The sequence below is a fragment of the Patescibacteria group bacterium genome (genome assembly GCA_030583705.1).
GTDB lineage: Bacteria > Patescibacteriota > Patescibacteriia > Patescibacteriales > Patescibacteriaceae > Patescibacterium.
In genome coordinates this window covers 130,301-155,356 of the sequence record CP129471.1, presented here as the reverse complement: position 1 = coordinate 155,356, position 25,056 = coordinate 130,301, and the positions used below count along the sequence as shown (strand labels likewise).

The 25,056-nt window shown below is 38.9% G+C and carries 17 protein-coding genes and 1 tRNA gene; 6 read left to right on the top strand and 12 right to left on the bottom strand.

Annotated features, from left to right (window positions below; translation table 11 throughout):
• Nucleotides 1-15 precede the first annotated feature (15 nt).
• The 6 genes from QY321_00805 to QY321_00780 are packed head-to-tail and all read right to left on the bottom strand — an operon-like array spanning nt 16 to nt 12,141.
• Complete coding sequence (locus tag QY321_00805; GenBank protein WKZ24956.1) at nt 16-393, bottom strand: diacylglycerol kinase; 378 nt, start codon at nt 391-393, stop codon at nt 16-18.
• On the bottom strand, nt 390-812 hold the full coding sequence (gene ybeY, locus QY321_00800; protein WKZ24955.1) for an rRNA maturation RNase YbeY: 423 nt from the start codon (nt 810-812) through the stop codon (nt 390-392). Before ybeY ends, QY321_00805 begins: the two co-directional genes overlap by 4 nt.
• A gap of 15 nt (nt 813-827) precedes the next feature.
• Entirely contained in the window at nt 828-2,162 is a 1,335-nt protein-coding gene (locus QY321_00795; GenBank protein ID WKZ24954.1) for a hypothetical protein, read from the bottom strand.
• 3 nt (nt 2,163-2,165) lie between these two features.
• Nucleotides 2,166-2,702, bottom strand: coding sequence for a hypothetical protein (locus QY321_00790; GenBank protein WKZ24953.1), 537 nt, complete (start codon nt 2,700-2,702; stop codon nt 2,166-2,168).
• 31 nt (nt 2,703-2,733) lie between these two features.
• Nucleotides 2,734-9,408: an Ig-like domain-containing protein gene (locus QY321_00785; protein WKZ24952.1), complete on the bottom strand. Its 6,675-nt coding sequence runs from the start codon at nt 9,406-9,408 to the stop codon at nt 2,734-2,736.
• A 6-nt stretch (nt 9,409-9,414) separates the two neighbouring features.
• Nucleotides 9,415-12,141 carry an Ig-like domain-containing protein gene (locus QY321_00780; GenBank protein ID WKZ24951.1) on the bottom strand — a complete coding sequence of 909 codons (2,727 nt, stop codon included), beginning with the start codon at nt 12,139-12,141 and terminating at the stop codon, nt 9,415-9,417.
• Between the two features lie 70 nt (nt 12,142-12,211).
• Between QY321_00780 and QY321_00775 the strand changes: the two genes are divergently transcribed.
• Nucleotides 12,212-13,678 carry a RelA/SpoT family protein gene (locus tag QY321_00775; protein ID WKZ24950.1) on the top strand — a complete coding sequence of 489 codons (1,467 nt, stop codon included), beginning with the start codon at nt 12,212-12,214 and terminating at the stop codon, nt 13,676-13,678.
• Nucleotides 13,679-13,730: 52 nt separating this feature from the next.
• Here QY321_00775 and QY321_00770 read toward each other — a convergent pair whose 3' ends face one another.
• The 6 genes from QY321_00770 to QY321_00745 form a co-directional block, all read right to left on the bottom strand.
• Nucleotides 13,731-13,976, bottom strand: a complete 246-nt coding sequence (locus QY321_00770; protein ID WKZ24949.1) for a hypothetical protein — start codon at nt 13,974-13,976, stop codon at nt 13,731-13,733.
• A gap of 275 nt (nt 13,977-14,251) precedes the next feature.
• A complete protein-coding gene (hisS, locus tag QY321_00765; GenBank protein ID WKZ24948.1) occupies nt 14,252-15,589 on the bottom strand; it encodes a histidine--tRNA ligase in 1,338 nt (445 codons plus the stop codon).
• A 40-nt stretch (nt 15,590-15,629) separates the two neighbouring features.
• Nucleotides 15,630-16,217, bottom strand: a complete 588-nt coding sequence (gene lepB / locus QY321_00760; protein ID WKZ24947.1) for a signal peptidase I — start codon at nt 16,215-16,217, stop codon at nt 15,630-15,632.
• 62 nt (nt 16,218-16,279) lie between these two features.
• Nucleotides 16,280-18,652, bottom strand: a complete 2,373-nt coding sequence (gene ppsA / locus QY321_00755; GenBank protein ID WKZ24946.1) for a phosphoenolpyruvate synthase — start codon at nt 18,650-18,652, stop codon at nt 16,280-16,282.
• 57 nt (nt 18,653-18,709) lie between these two features.
• Nucleotides 18,710-19,033, bottom strand: coding sequence for a hypothetical protein (locus tag QY321_00750; GenBank protein WKZ24945.1), 324 nt, complete (start codon nt 19,031-19,033; stop codon nt 18,710-18,712).
• A gap of 147 nt (nt 19,034-19,180) precedes the next feature.
• Nucleotides 19,181-19,262, bottom strand: a tRNA-Leu gene (locus QY321_00745).
• A 108-nt stretch (nt 19,263-19,370) separates the two neighbouring features.
• On the opposite strand from QY321_00745, the gene tsaD reads away from it, so the two are divergent.
• From tsaD to QY321_00720, 5 genes are all read left to right on the top strand, one after another.
• Nucleotides 19,371-20,465, top strand: a complete 1,095-nt coding sequence (tsaD, locus tag QY321_00740; protein WKZ24944.1) for a tRNA (adenosine(37)-N6)-threonylcarbamoyltransferase complex transferase subunit TsaD — start codon at nt 19,371-19,373, stop codon at nt 20,463-20,465.
• A gap of 58 nt (nt 20,466-20,523) precedes the next feature.
• The gene (locus QY321_00735; GenBank protein ID WKZ24943.1) at nt 20,524-21,657 is read left to right on the top strand and encodes an ATP-binding protein; all 1,134 of its coding nucleotides are present in this window, start codon (nt 20,524-20,526) and stop codon (nt 21,655-21,657) included.
• Between the two features lie 232 nt (nt 21,658-21,889).
• A complete protein-coding gene (locus QY321_00730) occupies nt 21,890-22,639 on the top strand; it encodes a slipin family protein (GenBank protein WKZ24942.1) in 750 nt (249 codons plus the stop codon).
• A 27-nt stretch (nt 22,640-22,666) separates the two neighbouring features.
• Entirely contained in the window at nt 22,667-23,659 is a 993-nt protein-coding gene (gene trpS / locus QY321_00725; GenBank protein WKZ24941.1) for a tryptophan--tRNA ligase, read from the top strand.
• Between the two features lie 95 nt (nt 23,660-23,754).
• Nucleotides 23,755-24,999: a Glu/Leu/Phe/Val dehydrogenase gene (locus QY321_00720; protein ID WKZ24940.1), complete on the top strand. Its 1,245-nt coding sequence runs from the start codon at nt 23,755-23,757 to the stop codon at nt 24,997-24,999.
• The last annotated feature ends 57 nt before the right edge of the window (nt 25,000-25,056 follow it).

Here is a 25,056-nt window from a genome sequence, read left to right as displayed (position 1 = left end):
GTATAGCACAACAAGCTAAACTTGCCAAATCAAACGCCAGAGCGGTGGCACTAAAATCAAGGCTCCGATGGCAATGGCGGTTAAGGAAGCTACTAGCACAGCGGCAGCGGCAATATCTTTAATATGCTGAACATAATGATTTAGTCTTGGCTTTAATAGATCACTAACAAACTCAATCATGGTATTAAAAAGCTCTAAGGCTAAAACAGCTCCGCAAGCTAAAATAATTACCGCTAAACGATCAAGGCTGAGTTTTAAAAAGATCGCCAAAGCAATAACTAAAATGGCTATAATAAATTCCAATCTAAAATTAGCTTCTTCACGCCAAACTTTTTGTAAGCCTCTTTTGGCAAAAGAAAAGCTTTTTTTATAATGATGATATTTTTTTGTCATAATTTTAATTTTTTAACTATTTTATGACCAAGCTCTTCCATAGTGGTAACTCCTTTTTTAGTCTTATCTTCATAACCAAGAAGATGTAAGACTCCATGAATAACGATAAAAGCCAACTCATAACGTAAGCCATGCCCATAGGCAGCGGCTTGTTTTTTAACCTGCTTATAATTAATAACTACTTCTCCCAGAGTGGAAGGATCGCTAGCTTCAGCCTCAGCCTCAACAAAAGATAAAACATCCGTCGCATAGTCTTTTTGCCGATAAACTCTATTAAGTTCTCTTATTCTTTTTTCCCCGACCACTGCTACCGTAACCGTTCTTTTTTCCCTAAAATGATCAAGCGTAGCCAAGGCGGCCCGCTTGATTAAAGATTGTTGAACACGCCCAGGCGTGATATTAACAACTTCCACGGTCATATTCTTCTAAGTTTATTATATCCCTAAAGTCAAAGACCTTAACATCATTTCAAAAATATTGGGATAACTTAAGGTATTATTGGTACTGAAATTATAAGTAAAAGTATAGATATAATTCCTGTCTTTACCGGTCAGATAAACAGTGTGTCCAGTTGGTGAACGAACTCCGTCCCAGGTGTTACTAACCACTAAGCTGGAAGTTGGCACATTATTAACAGCAAAAGTCGTACGATACCAACTAATAATATCTAATTGATCGGAATTAGGCTGAATAATCATTTGCATAAAATGACCCTCTGGCGTAGTTATTGTTATTGAATCTTCAGAAGACATAACCGATCTTTGCCAGGCTAATGGATGAAGAAAACTAAAGCCAAAAGTAGAATTAAGATACATGGTTAAATTAGGATTTTCAATCAAAGGGCCAGGACCAACTGGATTATAATTGTTATTAATCTCTTCTAAATCAAGATAACCATCGCCGTCAGTATCAGGATTACTCGGATCAGTACCTAGGGCTATTTCTTCAAGGTTGGTTAAGCCGTCATTATCATCATCAGGCGTAGTTAAAACAGTCGGATCCTCGTCTCCTGGATTAAGGGGTTCGGTTACCACCACTAAACCGCTCCAAACCTCTTCAAAGAATTTCCATTCCCCTCTTTCCGGCAAAAAAGTAGCTGTACCTATTTGTCCACCACCGGTTTTTCTAATAGTTATTATTGACCTGGTATCTCTCACTTCTTCACTAATCATTTCATTGTCATCTAATTTTGGCATATTATTGCCCCTTAAAATTTCAATTTGTCTGTCTTCTGATAAGCTTTTATCCAATTGATCAAAGCGAGTATTTAAATTAGCTAACATGGAAGTACTACCATATTTGTTAAACACCGCCATAAAAGCTGTTACCGTATCAGCTGTTTCAAGCTCAGCTCTTAGTGATCTATAGACAGAAACAGCGCTAATTGAAGGCATAGTCGATTCAGATGACTCAAGACCGGGCATAAGATTTTCTTCAATAACGGGCTCAACCTTTAAAGACTCCTCAGTAAGTGGCGTTTCTTCGTTTTCTTTACCGCCGAACAGAGCGCTAATAGTACCAGAGCTGAAAAAGTAAAAATATAAACTAACACTAAAGCCTAGTAAGAAAATTATACCTCCAACCAAAACCAGGGCTCCAGAAATATGAGATTGGGAACCGGCAATTTTTTTAATACTATGAAAATCCTCAGGCATGTAATAGATGTCGGCGGTTTCAGGATCAACCTCAACCTTACCTATCTGCTCATTAGCTAGAGGCTTAAGGGTTTCCGCGGGAGCTGCTTCGTTAATTTGTTGCTTATTAAACATAGATTATTGATTTCTTAAAACAACCTCAATAGCTGGTGGCCAAGAAGCGTTAGGATCAGGGTTAAGCGGGTCTCGACGATTATCTATTTCATCTCCATCACTCATTCCATCACCGTCCGTATCCGGATTTAGAGGATCTGTGCCGTAAACAAAAATTTCTTCCCAATCGGTTAAGCCGTCTCCGTCCGTGTCAGACTTAAAAGGATCTGTTCCGTATTCAGCTTCTTCGATATCCGAAAGACCATCACCATCACTATCTAGGGGAGGGATTGGGTCTTCTCTTTGTCCAAGAGAAAAAATTCTATCTAGAATACCTGGTTTATCATCTTGAGCAATTTTTTCTTCAGAAGAACCAAAAGAAGATTGACGAACAACATAAGTAGTAAAAAGACCGATTAATACCAATAAAATTATTACTAAAGAAATTATACCTTTAAAACCTCCCGGCGTACCATCGTCTAAGAATTCCTCAAAAGACGGCGAGCTAATAGGGGCTCTCCTACTTGTGTCTGGTTTTTTGTTGTTTTTACTAAAAGGCATATAATTAATATTATTTTAATCTGATTTCTGATTAAGGTCTTATACCTCCAGGAGTAGCATTTAAACTGTTAGACGGTTCACTTAACTGATTCTGTCCAAATCTAGCCCTAATAGAGAAGTTATAATTAGTACCATCAACAAGGTTAGAAACTGTTAACTGGGTACCTGAAGCGTTAATTTCCAAAGGTTCAGACTGCCCGCCACTCACATAGACAGTATACCCCTGAGCGCCCACAAAAGGCAACCATCTTAAAGTAATAGAACTACCACCTGGTGTAGCTGAAATAAGATTTGGGCGATTAGGTCGCCAAGTAACCTGATTAGAGTAGTCACTAACATTACCGTACATATCCACCGAACGAACAGCTAAATAATAATCGGTGTTATTATTAAGTAGTGGGAAAACAACTTTTGGAGTACCAGTGGAAGAAAAAGGATAAGTGGTTACCATATTATGAAGATAATTATTGCTTGAAATACCTATATAAGCAATATATTTCCTGGCATCACTCGCCGGTTCCCAGAAAAGAGAAATAGCTTCATTGCCAGCACTGGCTTGAATTTGGGGAACCGGGGGTGGTGTTATATCACGAGGTATCAATGATATTTCATTAGAGAAATCTGTTTCTTGGTTTTGAGCAGTTAAGGCCGTAACAGCAAAATAATATCTAGCTCCATTAGACAAACCGCTAATAGTTTCGCTGGTACTCTCGGTTTCAAAAGATCTGTTATAAGAACGAGAAGCTAAGCCATAATATACTTTATACTTAACAGCATCAGAGACTGCGCTCCAATTTAAAGTAACTTCTCTGCCTAGGGGATTAATAATTGAATTTTCTTTATCAAGCACTGGAGCACCTGCCGGCATAGGGGCTCTAAAGAAGAAGTATTCTCTTAGTAGAGCAGGTAAACAAGAGCCCAGAATATTTCCTCCACAATCTCCATCATTATTACAACTTTGTCCGGCATTTGAGCCAATCATACAGATTTTATTATCTGGATCTCTAGTAACCGGATTTTCATCAAGGGCTGGTAAATCGTCCTGGGTGCCAAAACCTCCAGCATCACGACAATAATAAAATTCGATACCAGTTCTTTGGTCAGACCAAGGCCAAGAGCCTAATAACCAAATGGAATAAGGTGGCCAAGGATTCTCACACAAGAAAACTCTGATTTGCGCCGTCCCTGTCCTAGTTTGTCCGACAGTGGAATTCGTTCCACTACCCCCGATATCATCAAAGGTGATTTCCGAAGTAGCCCTCACTACAGTTTGAGCATCTCTTCTATTACCCGGTTTAACCAAAGCGGTATCCAAGGCCGAAGGAGACTGTGTAACCGAAGCCACTTCATTGTTAGCTGAAGACCAAGTCCATGACCAACTGTAAACACCAGGAATGGACTGTATCAAGGAACCATTACTTGAACGAGCCTCAGCAATAAAATTCTCAGACTGATTAATTCTGTTAAAGAGACGGAATGAAGGATCAATCCTAACACTATTTAAACGGCAAACATCTGAGCCTGTCCTAAATTTCCAAACTTCAGCATTACTAAAATCAACATTATTAAACTTAACTATATTACCTCCTCCTCTTAGCCAAGAACGACCAATCATACCAACACCAGCAATATTAGTAATTCCGTTATTGTAATAAGGTTTATTATTACCAGGAGTAACCTGAGCCAAATCAGCATCTCCCCTAACAGCTACATAATAATCTCTATTAGGATCAAGCGCCTTAGTTAAGTTAAAGTTAGCGCGAGTACGACCCATGGAAATTTTAACACCAGTAACATTGCCTTGAACATAACAGTATGAACTATTGGTATTATTAGCTCTGGCAAAATCAAAGCTAGGTAAGAGTGTTGAAGCTATTTTTCTCCACCAACTTACTGGCTGAGAAGCCTGTCCGCCGGTCGGCATAACTGGTGCCATACCTAATGGACAGACATCTCTACCGTAATCCCCGAAAACCACAATTTTATCATTACTAAAACTAGAAATATCCATTTCCTGATCAAAAATAACAGTAATTGCTGTATTACGACAAACGTCCAAAGATTCAGGAGCCGGACTATGACTATCTACTTCAACCCTCGGACGTGCCTGGCAACAACGATTACCTCTGGTACCGCAACCGGTGGTAGCGACATCTCCGCATTGTCCATCACTAGTACAACCACAACACAAACCACGCTCTCCTCCACTGCAAGATCCCTGATCAGCCAAACAAGATAAACTAGGGTGTAAATTATGACATGAATCGGTTGGATCATCGGCTGTCGGTGGCTTACAACAACAACGACAAGTGTCATCATCTCCTGTACTACCTATATCTCCTCCACTATAAGGATTTTTAACCATACATTGATGACCCAGGCTACAGGTTATAGTACAAGCGCCGGTTTCTCCATCTCTACAAGGATTACCGGGACCGGTCGTATCAGGCACACAATTACAGCTTGAACCGTCACATTTCATACCAGATGGACAGCTAGGATTTGAACAAGTGTTCATATCTGCACTACAAGGAATTTGAGCAGCTGGGCAAGAAGATTCACAAATTTGTCTGGTGATATAAGATCCTTCTTTAAAAACCAAAGGACTACAACTGTTTTCTGGGTATTGATTGGTACAATTATAATAACCGCAGAATTTAAGCGAACCAGACCCTACTTCTCCATCACCCCTCTCTCCCACTTGCCCCTCACCTCTTTCAATAATAATTGACTCTCTAGCCCCCTCGTCTCTGCCTTGATAAAGACTGTTACCGCCTCTTAATTGACCGCCAGGCTCGCCTTCTTCAATAATATAATCTCTATCTCCTAAGCCGGTACAACGATTATTATCCATAGCATCCACACAACAACCCGGTCTTTGGGAACATTCATAAGGATCGGTAATAGACGAACAGTCCATACAAGCGCCTGTGGGGTATTTAACGGGATCATAGGCACAAAACTTACCGGAAGAGTTTTCACAATTACATAGAGCATCGTTTGGTACTCCGTTTGGTGCACAACCGCTGCAAAAACCAAAATCCGCATTATTAGTTTGTCCCTGTCCACAAGAATAACCACAACTTAGACCATAGCAGCAGCCTGGATTACCTTCCGGAGTATTTTTATTTTTATCACAACAACATTCACAACTGCCGGCATCCAATTTTTCACATTGATTAGTATTTGCATTACATTCCGAGTCAGCGTCACAAATATTATCTCCCACAGCACAAACACCGTTATTACCAACACTTAAACAACTACCGGGAGAAGAACAAAGAGAACAGGGTCCGTTAATATTGGTTAAATTTTCAACACAACGATTGTTACCACTAGTAACACCTCCCCAGCCCTGCGGACAACTGGTACCGTTCCAATTAATATGCCAACGTGGGGTTCCCTGGAAAGTTTCACAAGTACCCATAGCTGGCTGGTTATTCAATAAAATCGTATTTTGTTGGGTGTCAAGCATGGCACGACGACTACAATCATAAACACCGGAACCACTCTTAACACATTTGTTAAGAGAATTATTATAAACACAACCTCCAAGCTCACAACCAGGTAGATCAGCACAAGCTTGGTTTCCACATTGACCGGTAACAATCACCTGCCCACTGGCTTGTACTGGGGAACAGTTACCCGGAGAATTGGGACAGAAATAATTTTCCATACATTGCAACAAATTATAGCCGCTGCAAGATGGCGGATCATCGCAGTAACTTGGCTGCCCGTTATTACCAGGATTGCAAGCGCCATTACAGCACTGCCCATTACCGCACTTATTTTGATCTTCTAAACAACCCTCACACTTATTTTGCGGCTCTCCGGTTTCAGGATCTCTTTCGCAAGAACCAGTAGCACAACAAACCGTACCACATTGTTCTTGATCTGCAGCACAAGCAAACTCTGAGCCAGTATTAAAACGCCACTCATAAACACTAGTTAAAATATTACCATAACATTGCATTTCATTATCTTTACACTTACCACCTTCTGGTAAACCGGCTAAACAACAAACTTGACTACCACCACAATCTGCATTTTGCTGACAACTACCAACTGCGAAATTAACACTGTTACTTAATTGCATCGGTGAGCCGGCCAAAATACGCAAAGGACCGGTTTGAGAATTTTGCGGAACTGAAGTTAAGACTTTCCAAGGCTTAATACCTGAAGCGCTCTGGTCTATGGCCCACTCCGCTAAGGCATTACCGGACTGATTTTGTTGGTTATAAAAACGAGCTGCACTGTTTTCGTCTTTATCACGGAAATATTCTCCGTAAATATTTATAAATTGGTTAGGTTGTCCGATTATCGGAGAAACACGACAAATACCGGGATCAGGTGTACCTTCCATAACCTGGAAACGTAGTGTACCGCTGTCTACCGGCGGATAACCTGAGGCTGATAAAGTAAGTTTATAAAATTCTCCAAGACTGACTCCACTAGGAACCTTAACTATAATCTGATTATCGCTCCAAACACTGTCTGCGCAAATTTCAGGGAAATTATAATCAGCTAAAATTCCATCTGTCGGACCAAAATAAAGATTACTCGTACCTCTTATATGACCAAAACCAGAACCACGAACGGTTACATATTGACCAATCGGACCACTGGATGGCTCAATAGAGGAAATAATCGGTCCGGTATATGGCTCAGGGTCTTTAACGAAACCCAGGAAGTTACTTTCTACACCAACCTTTTCTACAAAAGTAGTGGTTTGTCCGTCTTGGAGATTTGGCACTGAAGCAGTACCAGATTTGTCCGAGAAAGAAGAAAGAGGTGATTTTATATTTTGATAAAGATTACCAAAATAAGCCTCAGAAGCATTTAGCTTAACTCCTTGGTACTGAACATTCTGATTAAAAACTCCGGAGTCTGGAGAAATAAGACAAACACCCGGTCTTTCAATATTATTACGAACAAAGTCGTTAACCAAGGGGCCAAAAGCATCATTAGAAGCGTCTCTGACCTGTCCATTGGCTAATTCCACCGTAATACCGCCGTTACCTACACTAGATGGCACAACAGCTATAATTTGCTCATCTCTCCAGGCTTGACCCGTACACTGAGCATTACCCAAACCAGGATCATCCGCTAAAGCCGCTTCAACTAAATTACCATTATTGTCGGTAAAGAAAACCTTACCTTTTTGGGCTCCAAAACCTTGTCCGCCAATGGTAACAAAATTACCTGGCGCTCCATTGGGTACGCCTCTTTCACAATGACCGTCTGAACCACAAACTTGATCATCCCGACAGTACTGATTAACATCATTACTACAAAAACCTCCCATTGGACTAATCCATTCTATTTTTGGTCTACCCTGACAAAGACAACATGATGAAATATCTCCCCCGTAACCAGCATCATCACAAATCTCAGAGGAAGAACCAAGGGTTGAACAAAGACCGGAAGAACAAAGATCATCACTACATTGCTCAGGGATCTGATTATCTACCGCACAAGCCTGACCAGTACAAGCTAAACAACTACCTCCACAATCAATACCAGTTTCATCACCATCTTGTATACCATTACAACAATGTGATGGAGAAAGGCTAATAAATTCCTCGGCCGTACCTGTGTTATTGTCTAAGTCATAAGCCGTAACTTTTAAACCAACAACTTGTCCAACCTCATAACCAGTAGAGTTCCAAATAGCGGAAGTATTAAAAGGGCTACCAACAAAAGGATTGGAATCATTTTGTCGTCTATCTAGAAATTCTTCATTAACATAAAAATCTATATGAGAAACACCATAATTATCTATACTGCTGGCTTCAATAATATTTTCAGCCGCCGCACAAATCTGACGATTTAAAATATTAACCCTAGGTGCCTCGGTATCAAGCCAATTACCGACTGTAAAAAGAATACTACAATTATATGAACCTGAACAAAATAGAGTTTCATTATTAATACTTAAAATACCACCCAAGCTACCAGCCGCCTCTACTGAAACTTGCCTACCAGCCTCAAAACAGTTAATGTTCTGATTTGGTTCATCACAAGTTGCAGAAGGGGTAAATTCAACGTATCTACCGTTAACAATAGAAATTGCACCATCTATCACTGAATTACCGCCTGTTTGATTAACATAAGAGACAATAAATGAATTGGCATTAACTGAAGATTCTTGAAGATTTTTAGTGAAACTAAACCGGATAATCGCGTTACGGGGAACGTTTTGCATGTTATTGGCTGGTGTAGTGCTTTGTACCGCAAAAACTGTAGTCCCACCGGTTCCTGGATCACCGCTACCAGGATCACCCGAGCCACCACCGAGAGACTGCTGTAATCTACCCAAAACAAAAGTAGCAATGGCAAAAGAACCTAATACTATAACCAAACCAATAGCTCCGTTTTTTAAAATAGTTTTGGCTTTAGAAACTTTTTCTTCATCCCCCTTGGAGGTCATCCAAATAAAACCGGCATAGATTATTAAACCAACCGCCAAAATACCCAAGAAGCCCAAAGCAATCTGAATAATACGAGCAGCCATAATCCGTGGGTCTGTTTTAGAAAGACCTATACCTTCGGCAAATTCAAGACCTGTATCAACCCCTTGATTTTGGGTTATTCCGAACTCAGTCTCTTGAGCCATCAAAGGTTCAGTCGCCCCAAATAAAATAATAGCCAAACATGAAGCTAATAAAGTAAAGGAAATGATTAAAGTCTTAAAAGGGGTTTTCATATAATTTTAATTGCTAACAATCGGACATTTACCGTCAGCCGTTAAAGTGGCAGTAGCCAGCAAGTTACCGTTACCGTCACGACAACATGAAGGATTCTGCGCAGTAGCTATGCAACCAGGCCCACTGGATGGTTTATAACAATTCTGATAAAGATCCTTAACCCCGGAACCGACTTGGCTGTTGTAGACTGTGGAGTCTCTGAAAAATCCATGCTCCAAAAACGCTTCTGTTTTATCTGTTTCTCCACTTGAGTTGGAATCAATATTTTGACTACGTACCCAATAACCCACTAAATGATTGCCGGCAGACCAAAGGTTAATCAAACGATGAGCTACTTGTTCAAAACCAGTATCAACCATACGAATACCGGTGGTCATAGTGGAAGACATCATTAACTTACTGAAAGTTATTTTAATAGGTAAAGATAAATGAACCTTAGGTTGGTTATTAACAACTGAAACACTATCAATCTTAGGTGGTGTTAGATCTAAACGATCACTCACCCAAAAAGACCAATTATAATGATCTCCCTTTCCTCGGTTAAGAAGTTCATCGTCATTTTGACTGTAATAAGAACGTCTACCTTCGGCATCCATGTTACGATTACCATCAAAAGAGTTACTAGCAGCGTCAACTATACCGTTAATTATACTGGCCTGAGGATTATTTCTTGGAGGATTCTGTCCAACGCCGGGATCTTGGCAAAGACTGTTAACACATTGTGTGTAAGAAAACTGATCGCATTGTGAAGAATCGGTACAAGCATAAAGTTCAGCAGCCTCAGCCTCCACTTTAACCTCAGCGTCTTTAGGTAAACAATAGATACTTTCTCCACAACCATTAACTCCGCATTTCTTATCCGAAATAAACTCAACCGTCTTATACTGATTAGCAATCACAAAATTACCGGACAAAACATCGCCCCGACAAGAACCTTCAAAACAATTAAATGAACGACATTCGTTATCCATGGAACAACTTGCACCATCAAAAGCTTCTTCGCTCTGCGCATTAATCACCCTTAATTTATTCTTTAACTGTTCGCTATTACCAGCTACGGTAATCGGATTAATAGCTTCGTTAAAATTAATCTGGATAATAGTATTCATGGGCTGGTCTCTTTCTCCCCTAATCGTATAATTAACTTGTCTTTCATTACCACCCCTCATACCATTGGTAATAAGTGCTATAGAGCTATCGGATAACTCCAAAAAGTTACCTCCAGGACCAGCTATTTTAGCGGTAATTATTACAGTAGGAGTTTGTGCTCTAGGATCAAGAGCGGCACTTACCTGAGGGTGGGGGTTACTAGTACTGTTAATCTTATCTCTAATGGCAACAGCGGTTTGTTGAGCATTAGCTCCAACTTGTATTTGAAAATTACCGGCATTTTCATTCACAAAGGTATAGATTCTTGAACCAACCGTTAAAGTATCTGCTTGTCTTTCTTCCACTGTTGTAACAATCCAAGAACGCCCGGCCACAACTTCTCCGGACTGAAACTGTACCATTAAATCACAAGGACCCAAAGGAACACTGTTATCTAAAATAAGCAAAGAATCTCCTTCTTGACCAGGTTGAGTGTAAGAAATATTGGCATGAGTTCCATTGGTGTCTATAAGAACAGTAACCTCTCCGTTTTCGCATTGATTAGTGCCGGAAACCGAAGCTCCTACAGTACCTGGTTCACCACCAACTCCACGTTCAATGGTGGCAGAAGCCGCTTGATAAGTGTCTGGTACCATAGTAGAATTAACAGCTTCAATAGCACCAAAAGCCCTAGTCGGCTCTATTTCCTCGCTTATTTCATCGCGTTCATTATCTGGTAAAGGAAAAATACCCAGACTTTCATTTATAGGGGGGTTATTATCCAAAAGTTTAAGACCAAGAATTCTTGGAGGCATAAAATCAAATTCATTGCTTACCTCAAAACTCCAGCTGAAATTATTCAAACCACCAAAAGCTCCTTGGTTGGCCGCGGTCTTTATTTCATTGGTTAACATAACGGTGTAAATGGTATTTTGGCTTCCTCCCAAAGGCTCAACCGGACGAAAAACAAAAGTACGGTTATCATTAGAGCTAACAAGAACATTACTTAAAGCCTCAGAAGGATTATTTGGATCAGTGGTATTCCTTATCTGTACACTCTCGGTTCTTATTTTGGTTCCCGGAGAACAAAGATCATTTTCAACATTAAGACAAATACTTCCCGGCGACATAGGTAAACGAAAAGTAACAATAATACTGGTATTACGAGGTACCCCTAAGGCTCCGGGTTCTGGATAAACACTTTCAATTATACCATTACCCAAAGCACCTAAGCCTCCACCGGCACCTGGTCCGCCTGAACCAGATCCGCCTGAACCAAAAGCTGCCATTAAACGACTTAAGACAAAAGTAGCAATAGCAAAAGAAGAAAGAATAATCACTAAACCAATAACTCCATTCTTTAAGATAGTTTTAGCTTTAGAAACTTTTTCTTCATCACCTTTAGAGGTCATCCAAAGAAAACCAGCATAGATTATCAAAGAGACAGCCAAAATTCCCAAAAAGCCCAAGGCTATTTGGATTATTCTGGCAATAATTATTCTTGGGTCAGTACCAGGCAAACCAATTGGCTCAGCGTAATTTAAACCTAAATCAGGCGTACCGGCCGAAACAGCCGCTAGCTGAAATAATCCGAAAAATAAAACGGCAAAAATCCAAGACAATGTTACCTTAAATAAAGACATGCGTTTGACTAAGAAGTTTAATACTCTTATAATTATAATATCATTACTTCAATTATAACACAAGTCCACCATGACAATCAAGCAGATAGTTGACAACGTTTTAACCTACTTACCCGAAGCCGATGTTAAGATACTACGGCGAGCTTATCGTTTTGCCAGTGAAGCCCATAAAGAACAAACCAGACTAACGGGTGAGCCTTATATTGAACACCCTTTAGAAACCGCCTATATACTTTCGGAAATAAAAGCCGACCTACCCATTGTCTGCGCGGGTATATTGCATGATGTACCCGAAGATACGGATAAAACACTAGAAGACCTTGAAAAAAATTTCGGACCAGAAATAGCTAAACTGGTAGAGGGTATAACTAAGCTAGGTAAAATAAAATATAGAGGTATAAAAAGATATAGAGAAAATCTTAGGAAAATGTTTTTGGCCATGGCTGAAGATCCGAGAGTTATTTTAATTAAATTCGCAGATCGTCTTCATAACCTAAGAACTCTACGCGGACTAGTTAAAGACAAAAGAAAAAGGATTGCCCAGGAAACTTTGGAAATCTATGCGCCAATTGCCGGACTTTTAGGTATCTCCAGCTTAAAATGGCAAATGGAAGATCTCTGCTTTAAAGAGCTCCATCCCAAAGAATATGAGAAACTAAGACAACGTTATGAGATAGAAAGAAAAGCCGAGCTTAAAGAATACATTGCCCAAATGAAAGAAATTGCTGGCACAAAGCTCCTCCAAGAAGGTATTAAACATGAGCTAGAAGGACGTTTTAAGCATTTATATAGTATCTGGCAAAAGATGCAGATTAAAAATCGTGCTTTTGATGAAATCCATGACGTTTTTGCCCTGCGTATTGTTGTTGATAATGTGGCGGACTGTTATAAAAGCCTAGGAGTGGTGCATTCTATTTGGAGACCAAATTACGCGCGTTTTAAAGATTATATTGCCGTACCAAAACCAAATGGCTACCGTAGTATTCACACTACAGTTTTTGGACTTGAAGGTAAATCAACGGAGTTCCAAATACGTACTCATAAAATGCATGAAGAATCTTTATACGGAATTTCCGCCCATTGGTATTACAAACAACCCACCGGCAACTCGCCAGATACTATGCCCAAATGGGTTAAAGAAATTTTGGAAATACAAAGAGGTGTAGCCACTGGACAAGACTTTATTACTGAAATAAAATTTGATGTCTTCCAAGACCGTATCTTTGTCTTTACCCCCAAAGGAGATGTACATGATCTACCAAGAGGCGCTACGCCAATTGATTTTGCTTATGACATTCATACGGATATTGGCAATAAGTCAGTAGCTTCACGAATTAATAATCGCATAGCACCACTAGATCAAGAGCTGAAAAACGGTGATGTGGTGGAAATAATTACAGATCAAAACAGAGCCGGTCCTAACTATGATTGGCTATCCTTTATTAAAACCAGAAGAGCTAGAGATAAAATAAAACAGTATGCTAAAAAATCAAGGCTTGAATCTATTAAAAGATTTTTTCCTGGCTTTAAAAAATAAAAACAATGAAGAAAAACTTCATTGTTTTTATTTTACCTACTAAACAAGCACTCTACCATCTATTACCCGTTTTATTAAGATTATCTGAAAATTTACTGACTTTTTCTTCGTATTCACGTTTAGAGCGCAGCTTAAGACCAACTAAAGCGCTTTGCTTTTTCTGGTTCTCGTTTTTATCTTTACGATGATAACGATTTTTCCTAGCCGCAACCAAGCGCTTACTCTGTTGTAATCGCTTATTAAAACGTCTTAAGAAACTTTCAAAAGTTTCACCCTTTTTCCGTTTAAATTCAACCATAGTTAGCACCTGCCTTTCTAGGTGGTATACGTTATTATATGTTAATAAAGTAATATAATTAAGGTATAATCAACTTAAGTATTTTATCCCATTAAGAAGCGGTTGTCAATTAAAGGACTAAATTCAAGCTTGAGGTACAATCAATATAACAAAAACAGGCTATTTTGCCTGTTTTTGTGAGTTTTTAGGAAAATATTAATAAAAACCTATTTTCTTTTCCAACACTTTAGCTATTATATTAATAATATCATAATTTAATTAAAAAGTCAAGGATATTATTGTTTCATTCTCTTTTCAAGTTCACCTATAAGTTTCTTGGCATCAACCACCTCTTGGGCTCCTGATTCCATATCTCTTAAGATTATTGTTCCATCCATCATTTCTTTTTGTCCTAAAATAATCGTAAAACGAACCTGCATTTTTTCAGCTTCCTCAAGTTGTCCCTTAAGACCATTATGTAAAAATCCTTGGCTAACACTAAAACCTGATTTTCGCAATTCTTCAAACATTACCATAGCTTTGTGTCTAGCCTGTTGCCCGATTTGTGCAAAATAAACATCAGGTGGAGCTTCGCTCTGAAAAGGCAGATTAAGACTTTTTAAACGATTAACGGTTCTATCTAAGCCCACCGAAAAACCAGCAGCCGGCACTTCTTTATCAAATAAACAAGAATACAAATCAGAATATCTTCCACCAGTACCCAAAACTTGCTGTTTGCGTCCCTCTTCTTCTGGTGTAACAAATTCAAAAACCGTACCACAGTAAAAATTAAAGGAGCCGAAAAGTGTCGGGTTAAGATTATAGGAGATATTTAGAGAATCAAGATGTTCAAGAGTTAAAAAGAAATTTTCTTTATCTTCTTGGGAAAGATAGTCAACAATCTGGGGAGCGTCTTCATTAAATTCAGATAAGCGCTCATCCGTATCCGTTAAGATAGAAAAAGGATCTTTAGTTAACCGTTTCTTAAGCTCAATCGGCAATTTAACCTTCTTGGCCCTGTCCTTGTAATGTTCAACCAAGGCTTCTTTGTAAGCCTCACGGCACTCCTCATCACCTAAATTATTAATTTCTACCGTAATATCTATTTGCAATTCTCTAAAAAAATTCCAAGCAATAAGAATAAGTTGAGCATCAATCACCGGACCACTAACACCAGCCACATCCATATTCCACTGACGATGTTCACGATAAAAACCAGACTGAGTCTTAACGTAACGATAAAGAGGGCCAATCAAACAAGTCTTAATCATTACCGGTTCATCACCAATAAGGTGCTCCATTAAAGCTCTAGCTAGAGGGGCTTTAAAATGATGACGCAAGGCCACTTTTTCATTGCCATTATCGGTAAAGCTGTAAAGCTCTTTGGTTATTGCCTCAGAGTTTTTACCATGAAGTTTTTCAAACAAAGACAAAGACTCAATTTGGGGTAACTCCAGTCTTTCGTAATCATAAACTTTAGATAACTGTGTCGCCTTATCAACAACCAATCGCCAATAACGCTTATCTTCTCCAATAAGATCACGAAAACCTTTAAGGCGAGAGGGAGGATCGTTTTTCTTTTTCGCCACCACAACGTTCTTGTTTTTGGCTGGGCGATTAATATTTTTTGACATAAGTAAGATTAAAAATTATTAAAAGTTAAAAGCTAATTTTTTATAAACCATTTAAACCAAAAGATTCTTCTTGCGGATAAGGATCATCCTCTAAAAGTAAACCAAAACGATTTAACGGCCAACCCCTGAAGAAAACCCTACCTATAATATGCGAGCTGTTAATCGGTCCGAAAACTCGTGAATCTTTAGAGCTATTACGGTTATCTCCTAAAACAAAATATTCATCTTCTGAAAGCCTAATAGGCTCAATAGAAGAAAAAACCGTATAAATATCAGATGGTAAATAATTTTCTTTAAGTAAAAACTGCCGATTATCTTCAGTAGTGATAAAAACCATTCCATCCTGAATTAAAATCGTCTCACCGGGCAAGCCGATTAGTCTCTTAATATAATATTCTTTTGGATTATAAGGATAACGAAAAACCAAGACTTCGCCTCTCTTGGGTTCATTAAACCTATAACTTATCTCATCAACCATTAAGTACTCATGATCATGAAAAGTTGGCTCCATTGAAGCGCCCTTAACGTAAAAAGGTTGAACAATAAAATAACGAATAGGTAGAATAATAGCCAAGGCAATAATGGCCATTTTAACAAATTCAGCCAGATGGGTAAGAAAAGTCTTCATGCGGGTTTTTATATTCCTTTTTGATTATTTAAATTAAGCACTACTCAAATTAAGTGAAGAAATTATTTCTTCAGACGTTTTTCGGTTTTAACAATATCCAAAGTTGTCTTAATGACAGTATCGGGATTTAAGGACAAACTGTCAATACCGCATTCCACCAAGAAACGGGCAAACTCCGGAAAGTCGCTTGGACCCTGTCCACAAATACCTACCTTGGTTTTGGTTCTTTTACCAACAGTAATCAAGTAACGAATCAAAGATTTAACAGCTTCATTCTTTTCATTGGAAACACCAGCAATATTTAAATTACCAGCATCACGATCAATACCGAGAGTAAGCTGGGTTAAGTCATTGGAGCCAATGGAAAAACCGTCAAAAACTTTGGCAAACTCTTCGGCTAAAATTATATTAGCCGGAATTTCTGCCATAACATAAACTTCCAAATCGTTAACACCTTGTTTAAGACCGTACTTATCCATTAAAGCAATAACTCTTTTACCTTCTTCCACTGTCCGACAAATCGGAATCATAACTTTAACATTAGCTAAGCCCATTTTATCACGCACGGTTTTTAAGGCTGCGCACTCCAAAGCAAAGGCCGGTTCATAAGCAGGATCATAATAACGACTAGCGCCTCTCCAACCGATCATCGGATTAGCTTCAATCGGCTCAAACTCTCTGCCACCAATTAAGTTGGCGTATTCGTTAGATTTAAAATCAGATAAGCGAACAATTACCGGCTTGGGATAAAAAGCGGCAGCGATCAAAGCCACTCCCTCAGCTAATTTGTCTATAAAAAATTGTTTTTTATCTGTATAGCCTTCAGTTAAACGAGCAATCTTGGCTTTAGCTTTTTTATCGGCCAAATTAGGATATTTAATAAGGGCCAAGGGGTGTACTTTAATATAGTTATTAATAATAAACTCTTGTCTAGCTAACCCTACTCCGTCATTAGGAATAAAAGAAGATTCAAAAGCCATTTCCGGTGAACCAATGTTCATCATGATCTTAGTTTTAGTTTTTCCAAGATTCTTAATGTCGGTTTTTTCCACCTTATAAGGGATGATACCGTCATAAACATAACCATCATCACCTTGAGCGCAACTAACCGTTAAATTATCTCCACTCTTAAGTTTAGTAGTGGCGTTTTCCGTACCCACTACGCAAGGAATGCCCATTTCTCGAGAAATGATAGCAGCATGACAAGTTCGTCCACCCTTGTCTGTTACAATAGCCGAAGCGATTTTCATAATCGGCTCCCAATCCGGATCGGTCATGTCAGTTACCAAAACCTGTCCTTTTTTAAAAGAGGCAATATCTTTAATGCTCATGATACGGTTAGCAACCCCAGAACCAATTTTCGTGCCAACGCTTTTACCCTTAACTAAAGGCTTAGGGGTTTTAGACAAACGATAATGTTCAATAACACTGTAATCACGAACACTGTGAATGGTTTCAGGTCTAGCCTGAACTATATATAGTTTATTATCCAAACCATCTAAAGCCCACTCCATATCCATTGGTCGTCCATAATGTTTTTCAATAATCATGGCCGCTCTAGCCAGCTCTTTAACTTGCTTATCAGTGATGGAAGATTTAAGACGATCTTTTTTAGAAACCGGTACATCTTTAACCGGACTAGGCCCCTTGGTATTATAAACCATTTTCAAATGCTTTTTGCCGATTGAGCGATAAATAATTTGTCCAGTTGGCTTAAAAACAAAAAACTCATCAGGGCTAACTTTACCCTGCACAATATTTTCACCCAGACCGTAAATTGAGTTAATTAAAACAGCGTTAGCAAAACCGGACTCGGTATCAATAGAAAACATGACCCCGGAAGAAGCCAAATCCGAACGAACCATCTTTTGCACACCAACAGACAAAGCAATATCAAAATGATCAAAACCTTTATCTACCCGATAAGAAATAGCCCGATTGGTAAATAAAGAAGCAATACACTCTTTAACCGCTTTAAGTAGAGCCTCATGACCAGAAATATTAAGATAAGTTTCCTGTTGCCCGGCAAAAGAAGCGTCAGGCAAATCTTCAGCCGTAGCTGACGAACGAACTGCTACATGAAGATTTTTAACTCCATAATAACGACTTAACTCGTCATAAGCTTTAACTACGGCTTTTTTAAGATCAAGTGGAAATTCTTCTTTAACAATAGCTGCTCTAATAATTTTACCGCGACGAGCCAGGTCGGTAACATTATGAGTATCAAGTCCCTTAAGAGTCTGCCTAATCTTCTCCATTAAACCTGTCTCTTTAAAAAAGTATCGGTAAGCGTCGGCAGTAGTGGCAAAACCGTTAGGTACGTGAATTTTTTGCTTACCTAAAGTTCTAAACATCTCCCCTAAAGAGGCGTTCTTGCCGCCTACCGAGGGTACGTCCTTAATGGTCAAGTCTTTAAAGAATTTAGTAAAGATCATAAAAGAAAAATAAAAAAAGAATAAATTTTAAATAAAGATATTTATTGTCATTACGATTTATAAACTGATTTTTTTACTCCATTGGTAAATAAAAGGCATCTCCCAACGCTCACCATTATAGGCTTTAATAATACCAACAACAGATAGAATAATAACCAAGACTAATAAAATCTGCCCAAAGATCGGGATAAACTGCAGAAGACTAACGATAACCTGAACGACAAAAAGAACAAAACCTTGTTTGGCATGAAACTGTGCAAAAGAAGAGCCACGTCTAAAGAGAAGAGGAATCAGACAAAGGATCCAAAGATAGGACAAAACAGCATATATTTTATTGGCCTCTACGTCGGGGTCAATAATGTTGGATGAATTAAGAGTCATAGGGATAAAAGTTAATAATTAAATGTACCCCTAGTATACCATAAAAAACAAAGAGGCGCAAAGAAGTAAAAGCTGACTTCAAAAAACTATCGCGAAGACAAGGCCTAAAAAATAAATCAAAATCAAAAATTATAGAAATTTATATTGTGCGGACGGAGAGACTCGAACTCTCACGCCGTGAGGCACCAGCTCCTAAGGCTGGCGTGTATACCAATTTCACCACGTCCGCGATATTCTTAAAGTATCATATTAGCACAATTTCTGCTATAGTAAAGAGTACCTTGAATAATTACCGTATTATATAGCTATTATAATTATATACCTATTATCTTAATTTATGAAAATCCTTGCTATTGAAACCAGTTGTGATGAAACCGCCGCCGCCGTAATTGAAGGGCGAGGTGGTAAACTTAAGCTATTATCCAATAAAGTCGCCTCACAAATCTCTTTACATAAAAAATACGGAGGAGTGGTACCGGAAATCGCCGCCAGAGAACATGTGCTTAACATTCTCCCGATAATTGAAGAAGCTTTGAAAGAAGCTGGTTTAAATAAACAAAATGCCCATAAGCAATTATCTGCCATAGGAGTAACTATCGGTCCCGGACTGATTACCTCCTTAATGACCGGCTTAGAAACCGCTAAGACATTATCCTATGCTTGGAATCTACCAATCGTAGCCGTTAATCATATTGAGGGACACCTATACAGTAACTTTATAGACAATACTCCTAAACTACCAGCCATTATCTTAACTGTTTCAGGGGGACATACTCAATTAGTTTTAATGAAAGATCACCTTAATTACCAAACTATCGGACAAACCAGAGACGACGCAGCCGGCGAAGCCTTTGATAAAGCCGCCCAACTGCTCGGTCTTGGTTATCCTGGTGGCCCTTTAATTTCCCAAAAGGCAGAACGTTATATAAAAAATATAACAAAAAAGAAAATAAAAGCAGCCAACAAAGAAAACTCTAGCAAGCAAGCTGATCTAACAAAAACTAATCTGACAAAAATAATTCTACCCCGCCCAATGATGTACTCCAAAGATTATGATTTTTCTTTCTCAGGACTTAAAACCGCTTTACTGTATGAAATAAAAAAAGATAAAAACTATAAAAAAAGAGTGGAAGAGTATGCCTATGCTTTTGAACAAGCGGTGGTTGATGTTCTTGTTCATAAAACCCTTAAAGCTGCCCTAAATTATAAAGTAAAATCGGTTATGTTGGCCGGCGGAGTAGCCGCCAATAAAACCTTAAGAGAAAGACTCAAAAAAGAAGTAACTAAGGCTAATTTGTCCTTTGCTATGCCCCCTATGGCCTACACTACCGATAACGCCGCCATGATCGCTGCTGCTGCTTATTTTAAGTTTAAAGCCAAAAAAACCACTCCTTGGGCAAAATTAAGAGTTGATCCCGGGGTAGAGATATAATCAGAGTATGGCAAACCCTAAAATTGACATTTTTTCGGGTGTATGATACCCTAAAAATATGAAATTTAAACGAAAACAATCTATTGAAACCATGCTCTGGCCTAAAAGAGCCCTGGTTCTCTATGGCCCAAGAAGAGTGGGAAAAACGACTCTCGTTAAGCAATATCTGGCCAATCTACCAAAAAACGTTCAATCTCGCTATGATATTGGCGATGATTTAAATCTACAAGAGTTACTCAGTGGACAAAGAAGAGCTAAAATTCTTACCTATGCTGAACAGTATGATGTTATTGTTATTGATGAGGCCCAACAAATACCCAAGATCGGAATGGCGGCAAAAATGATAGTTGATGCCTTTCCAGAGAAAAAACTCATTCTAACTGGATCATCCTCGTTCGATCTTGCTCAAAAAATAGGCGAACCATTAACGGGTCGGCAGTTTGAAGTAAAGCTTATGCCTATCGCCCTCAATGAGATAGATGGCAACAATTTTGACAAAGAAAATAATCTTGAATCACTGCTCCTTTATGGATTTTATCCAGAGATCCTGGCACAAAATAATGAGATTAAAAAACAACAGCTCTTGCAAGAATTGGTTAGCTCATATCTATTTAAAGATATTTTAGCGCTTGATCGTTTAAAGTCTCCGTCCCTACTGTTAAAAATAACTAAAGCTCTGGCCTTGCAAATCGGCAACGAGGTTTCCGCCACCAAACTAGCCAAAGACGTTGGTGAAACAGACCATAAGAAAATTATCCGTTATTTAGACCTGTTGGAAAAATCATTTATTATAAAACGAGTTCCTGCCTTCGCCAAGAACCCACGAAACGAAATCCGTAAAAACGTTAAATACTTTTTCTACGACATTGGATTACGTAATGCTTTAATTGATCGCTTTCAAAAATTAGACAATCGTGATTCCAGAGAAATCGGAGCACTTTGGGAAAACTTTGTTTGTATGGAGTTATATAAAAAAGCCGTCACAAAAAATAGCTACTTCAACGGCTTATATTTTTGGCGAAACAAAAAAGGGCAAGAGGTTGATTTGGTGTTTGAGCTAGGTGATGAGATTGAGGCCTATGAATGCAAGTGGTCTACACAGCCAGCTCCTTTTAAGGATTTCAAAGAAGCCTACCCTCAAGCAAAAACTGCTGTCATCTCTCGTCAAAATTTTACCGATTATATAAATTGAATCTCCCCGCTTTTTCCTATACGCTAATATGAATCTCCCCGCCCTCCCAGGCTGAGTTTCACCTATTCCAGCTCTGGGGCTGTCCCGCTTTATCTTAAGACAACTCTTATCCCCACCCCTATAGATGGGGTGTTCTCTTTTCTAATAATCAGTATAAACTTGATATAAGGCTAAAAATAAGCTATAGTTAATAGACTAGAGCTTGTCTCTAACTAATTATTTATTCCCATATATGTCATTCTTTGTTTTTATTATCGCGGTGATTATCGCCACAATAATCCTCTTAAGACAGATTAATCAATACGAAAAAGGTCTTTTATTTACCATGGGTAAATTCACCCGCATCGTTCAGCCGGGTTGGCGCATGGTTATTCCGATTTTTCAGTCTTTAAAAAAAATAGATATGAGAGTTAAGGCCGTTGACGTACCGGATCAAAAAGCCATCACTAAAGACAATATCCCGGTAATGGTTAACGCTGTTATTTACTACAAAGTCCAAGATTCAGCCAAAGCCGTTTTGGAAGTTGAAAATTTCTTTTACGCTGTTTCGCAATTAGCCCAAACCACTATGCGTAACGTCGTTGGAGAAGTTGAGTTGGATGAGCTACTTAGCCAAAGAGACATGATTTCGGATCGCATTAAAGGTATTGTAGACAAAGCCAGTGATCCTTGGGGAATACAAGTTGATAATGTTGAATTAAAAGATGTTTCTCTACCTGAAGATATGGAAAGAACGATTGCCAAGCAAGCTGAGGCAGAAAGAGAAAGAAGAGCGGTTATTATTCGCGCCGAAGGTGAAGTAACAGCCGCAGACAATATGGCTAAAGCCGCCAATACCTTATCCGAAGCTCCCGGGGCTCTTCATTTGCGTACCCTGCAGTCCATTAATGATATGAGCTCTGATCAATCCAATACCATAGTCTTTGCCGTTCCTCTAGAAATTTTAAGAGCTTTTGAATCTTTAACTAAAAAAGATAAATAAAAATCGTTAATAAAGATTAATAACCTTATGAAACCAAATAACCGTCCGACCCTTTTTTCCGCTATTAAGCCTTCCGGAAATCTTCATCTGGGCAACTACATCGGGGCCATCAGTCAATGGCTTAATCTGCAACAAGACTACCGCTGTCTGTTTTGTGTGGTAGACTATCACGCCATTACGGTTCATCAAGACCCAAATGTCTTACGAGAATCCATTTTAAATATCGCCAGAATTTACCTGGCTGCCGGTATTGACCCGAAAGATTCGGTTATTTTCCAGCAATCGGATATTAAAGAGCATACCGAGCTGGGTTGGTTGCTTAATACTATTACCAAAGTTTCCGAATTGGAAAAAATGACCCAGTATAAGGACAAAACTAAGGATCAAGGCAAGGAAGGACCTGGTGCTGGTCTACTTAACTACCCCACCCTAATGGCGGCAGATATTCTACTGTACAACACCGAGGTTGTACCAGTCGGGGAAGACCAAGTTCAACATATAGAGCTAACTCGTCTTTTAGCGCGGCGTTTTAACACTGTGTATGGGGAAACCTTTGTTGTTCCCAAATCTTTAATTAAAGAAACCGGAGCACGCATTATGTCTTTAATTGACCCTTCTAAAAAAATGAGTAAGAGTGGTAACCAAAACGGTTGTATTGGTCTAAACGAAGATCCTCTTTCGGCTCATAAGAAAATAAAACGAGCGATTACCGATTCTGAATCAAGGGTAATCTATAACCCCCAGATGAAACCGGCCATCTCTAACTTATTAGCTATTTATTCAGCTTTAAGTAAAAAAAATATTAAAGAGCTAGAAGCCTTGTATGAGAACAAAAGCTATGGAGAGTTTAAAGAGGACCTAGCTAACTTAACCGCCGACTTCTTGCAAAATCTTCAGACTAGAATGTCCACTTATTCAGATGATGACATTAAAGATATTCTTAAAGCTGGTGCTAAAAAAGTTCTACCTTTAGCCGAAGAAACCATGGTTAAAGTCAAACAAGCCATGGGTCTTAATTAAAATCAACCTTTGAAATATAATTAAAGAACAACCTTTAAATAATTTTTTAATAACAACCTAAGATAATCTAACCTTATAACTAACCCTATAACCCTATGATGAAAGATAACCTTAAACAACTTGAAGAAGCTTATGAAATAATTGTCAGACACAATCTTTTGCCGCTTGATGAAAGAAAAAATCTTTTAGCTATTTTAAAAGAGGCGGAAAGAATTGTGGAGGTTAACCTACCGGTGGCTATGGATAACGGCGAAACAAAGATCTTTAAAGGTTATCGTGTACAGTATAATAGTGCGAGAGGTCCATATAAAGGAGGTATACGCTATCATCCGCAAGTTGATCTTGAAGAAGTTACCTCTCTGGCCTTTTGGATGGCCGTTAAATGCGCCGTCATTGATATCCCCTTAGGAGGAGGCAAAGGCGGAGTTATCGTTAACCCGAAAGAACTTAGTCAAAATGAACTGGAAAGACTAACTAGAAGCTTAGCTAGAGCTCTTGAGCCGGTAGTGGGTCCACACAGAGACATTCCCGCTCCAGATGTCTATACTACCCCGGCCATTATGGCTTGGTTTAGAGATGAGTATGAAAAAATAACTAAAACCTCAGCTCCGGGTGTAATTACCGGTAAACCCTTAGAACAAGGTGGTTCAGCCGGACGAGATAAAGCTACCGCCCAAGGTGCGGTTTACGCTCTTGAAGCTCTTTTAGAAAAAAGAGGAGAAAGCGATGCTAAGCTAGCTATAGCAATTCAGGGTTTTGGCAACGCCGGACTTAACTTTGCCGAGCTGGTTAAACCAAATTGGAAGATCGTGGCTGTTTCAGATTCAAAAGGAGGTATTTATAATCCCGAAGGTTTAAATATAAAAGAAGTTATCTCTCATAAAGAAAAAACCGGCTCAGTAGCCGATTACCCAAACAGTGAAGCTATTACCAATGAAGCTTTATTAGAACTTAAAGTAGATATCCTGGTACCCTCGGCTTTAGATGGAGTAATTACCGAAAATAATGTAGAAGCAATAAAAGCCCCGGTTATAGTGGAGATAGCCAATGGACCGATAAGTTTGCCAGCTAGTAAAAGATTAGCGGAAAAAAATATTGTTATTATACCAGACGTGCTAGCTAACGCCGGTGGAGTAGCTGTTTCTTATTTTGAATGGCAACAAAATCTTAAGGAAGAAAGTTGGAGTTTGGAAGAAGTAAACAACAAACTAAAAGACTTAATGAAAAAAGCCTTTGAACAAATCTGGACATACTCACAAGAACACTCCATAGACCTCCGCACTGCCGCCTACGTAGCAGCGGTTAAAAGACTACTGGAAGCGATGGAAAAGAAAGGTTAAGCTCAGAATTGAAAATAATAAAAGCCCTTATAATAGGGCTTTTTTAGTAGTTATAAA

What these genes read in the sequence shown, in the direction of transcription:
- lepB (WKZ24947.1), bottom strand. Translation starts at nt 16,217, where the DNA reads ATGAAGACTTTTCTTACCCATCTGGCTGAATTTGTTAAAATGGCCATT.
- QY321_00770 (WKZ24949.1), bottom strand. Translation starts at nt 13,976, where the DNA reads ATGGTTGAATTTAAACGGAAAAAGGGTGAAACTTTTGAAAGTTTCTTA.
- QY321_00750 (WKZ24945.1), bottom strand. Translation starts at nt 19,033, where the DNA reads ATGACTCTTAATTCATCCAACATTATTGACCCCGACGTAGAGGCCAAT.
- QY321_00775 (WKZ24950.1), top strand. Translation starts at nt 12,212, where the DNA reads ATGACAATCAAGCAGATAGTTGACAACGTTTTAACCTACTTACCCGAA.
- QY321_00790 (WKZ24953.1), bottom strand. Translation starts at nt 2,702, where the DNA reads ATGCCTTTTAGTAAAAACAACAAAAAACCAGACACAAGTAGGAGAGCC.
- QY321_00720 (WKZ24940.1), top strand. Translation starts at nt 23,755, where the DNA reads ATGATGAAAGATAACCTTAAACAACTTGAAGAAGCTTATGAAATAATT.
- QY321_00730 (WKZ24942.1), top strand. Translation starts at nt 21,890, where the DNA reads ATGTCATTCTTTGTTTTTATTATCGCGGTGATTATCGCCACAATAATC.
- ppsA (WKZ24946.1), bottom strand. Translation starts at nt 18,652, where the DNA reads ATGATCTTTACTAAATTCTTTAAAGACTTGACCATTAAGGACGTACCC.
- trpS (WKZ24941.1), top strand. Translation starts at nt 22,667, where the DNA reads ATGAAACCAAATAACCGTCCGACCCTTTTTTCCGCTATTAAGCCTTCC.
- QY321_00780 (WKZ24951.1), bottom strand. Translation starts at nt 12,141, where the DNA reads ATGTCTTTATTTAAGGTAACATTGTCTTGGATTTTTGCCGTTTTATTT.
- QY321_00795 (WKZ24954.1), bottom strand. Translation starts at nt 2,162, where the DNA reads ATGTTTAATAAGCAACAAATTAACGAAGCAGCTCCCGCGGAAACCCTT.
- ybeY (WKZ24955.1), bottom strand. Translation starts at nt 812, where the DNA reads ATGACCGTGGAAGTTGTTAATATCACGCCTGGGCGTGTTCAACAATCT.
- tsaD (WKZ24944.1), top strand. Translation starts at nt 19,371, where the DNA reads ATGAAAATCCTTGCTATTGAAACCAGTTGTGATGAAACCGCCGCCGCC.
- QY321_00785 (WKZ24952.1), bottom strand. Translation starts at nt 9,408, where the DNA reads ATGAAAACCCCTTTTAAGACTTTAATCATTTCCTTTACTTTATTAGCT.
- QY321_00805 (WKZ24956.1), bottom strand. Translation starts at nt 393, where the DNA reads ATGACAAAAAAATATCATCATTATAAAAAAAGCTTTTCTTTTGCCAAA.
- hisS (WKZ24948.1), bottom strand. Translation starts at nt 15,589, where the DNA reads ATGTCAAAAAATATTAATCGCCCAGCCAAAAACAAGAACGTTGTGGTG.
- QY321_00735 (WKZ24943.1), top strand. Translation starts at nt 20,524, where the DNA reads ATGAAATTTAAACGAAAACAATCTATTGAAACCATGCTCTGGCCTAAA.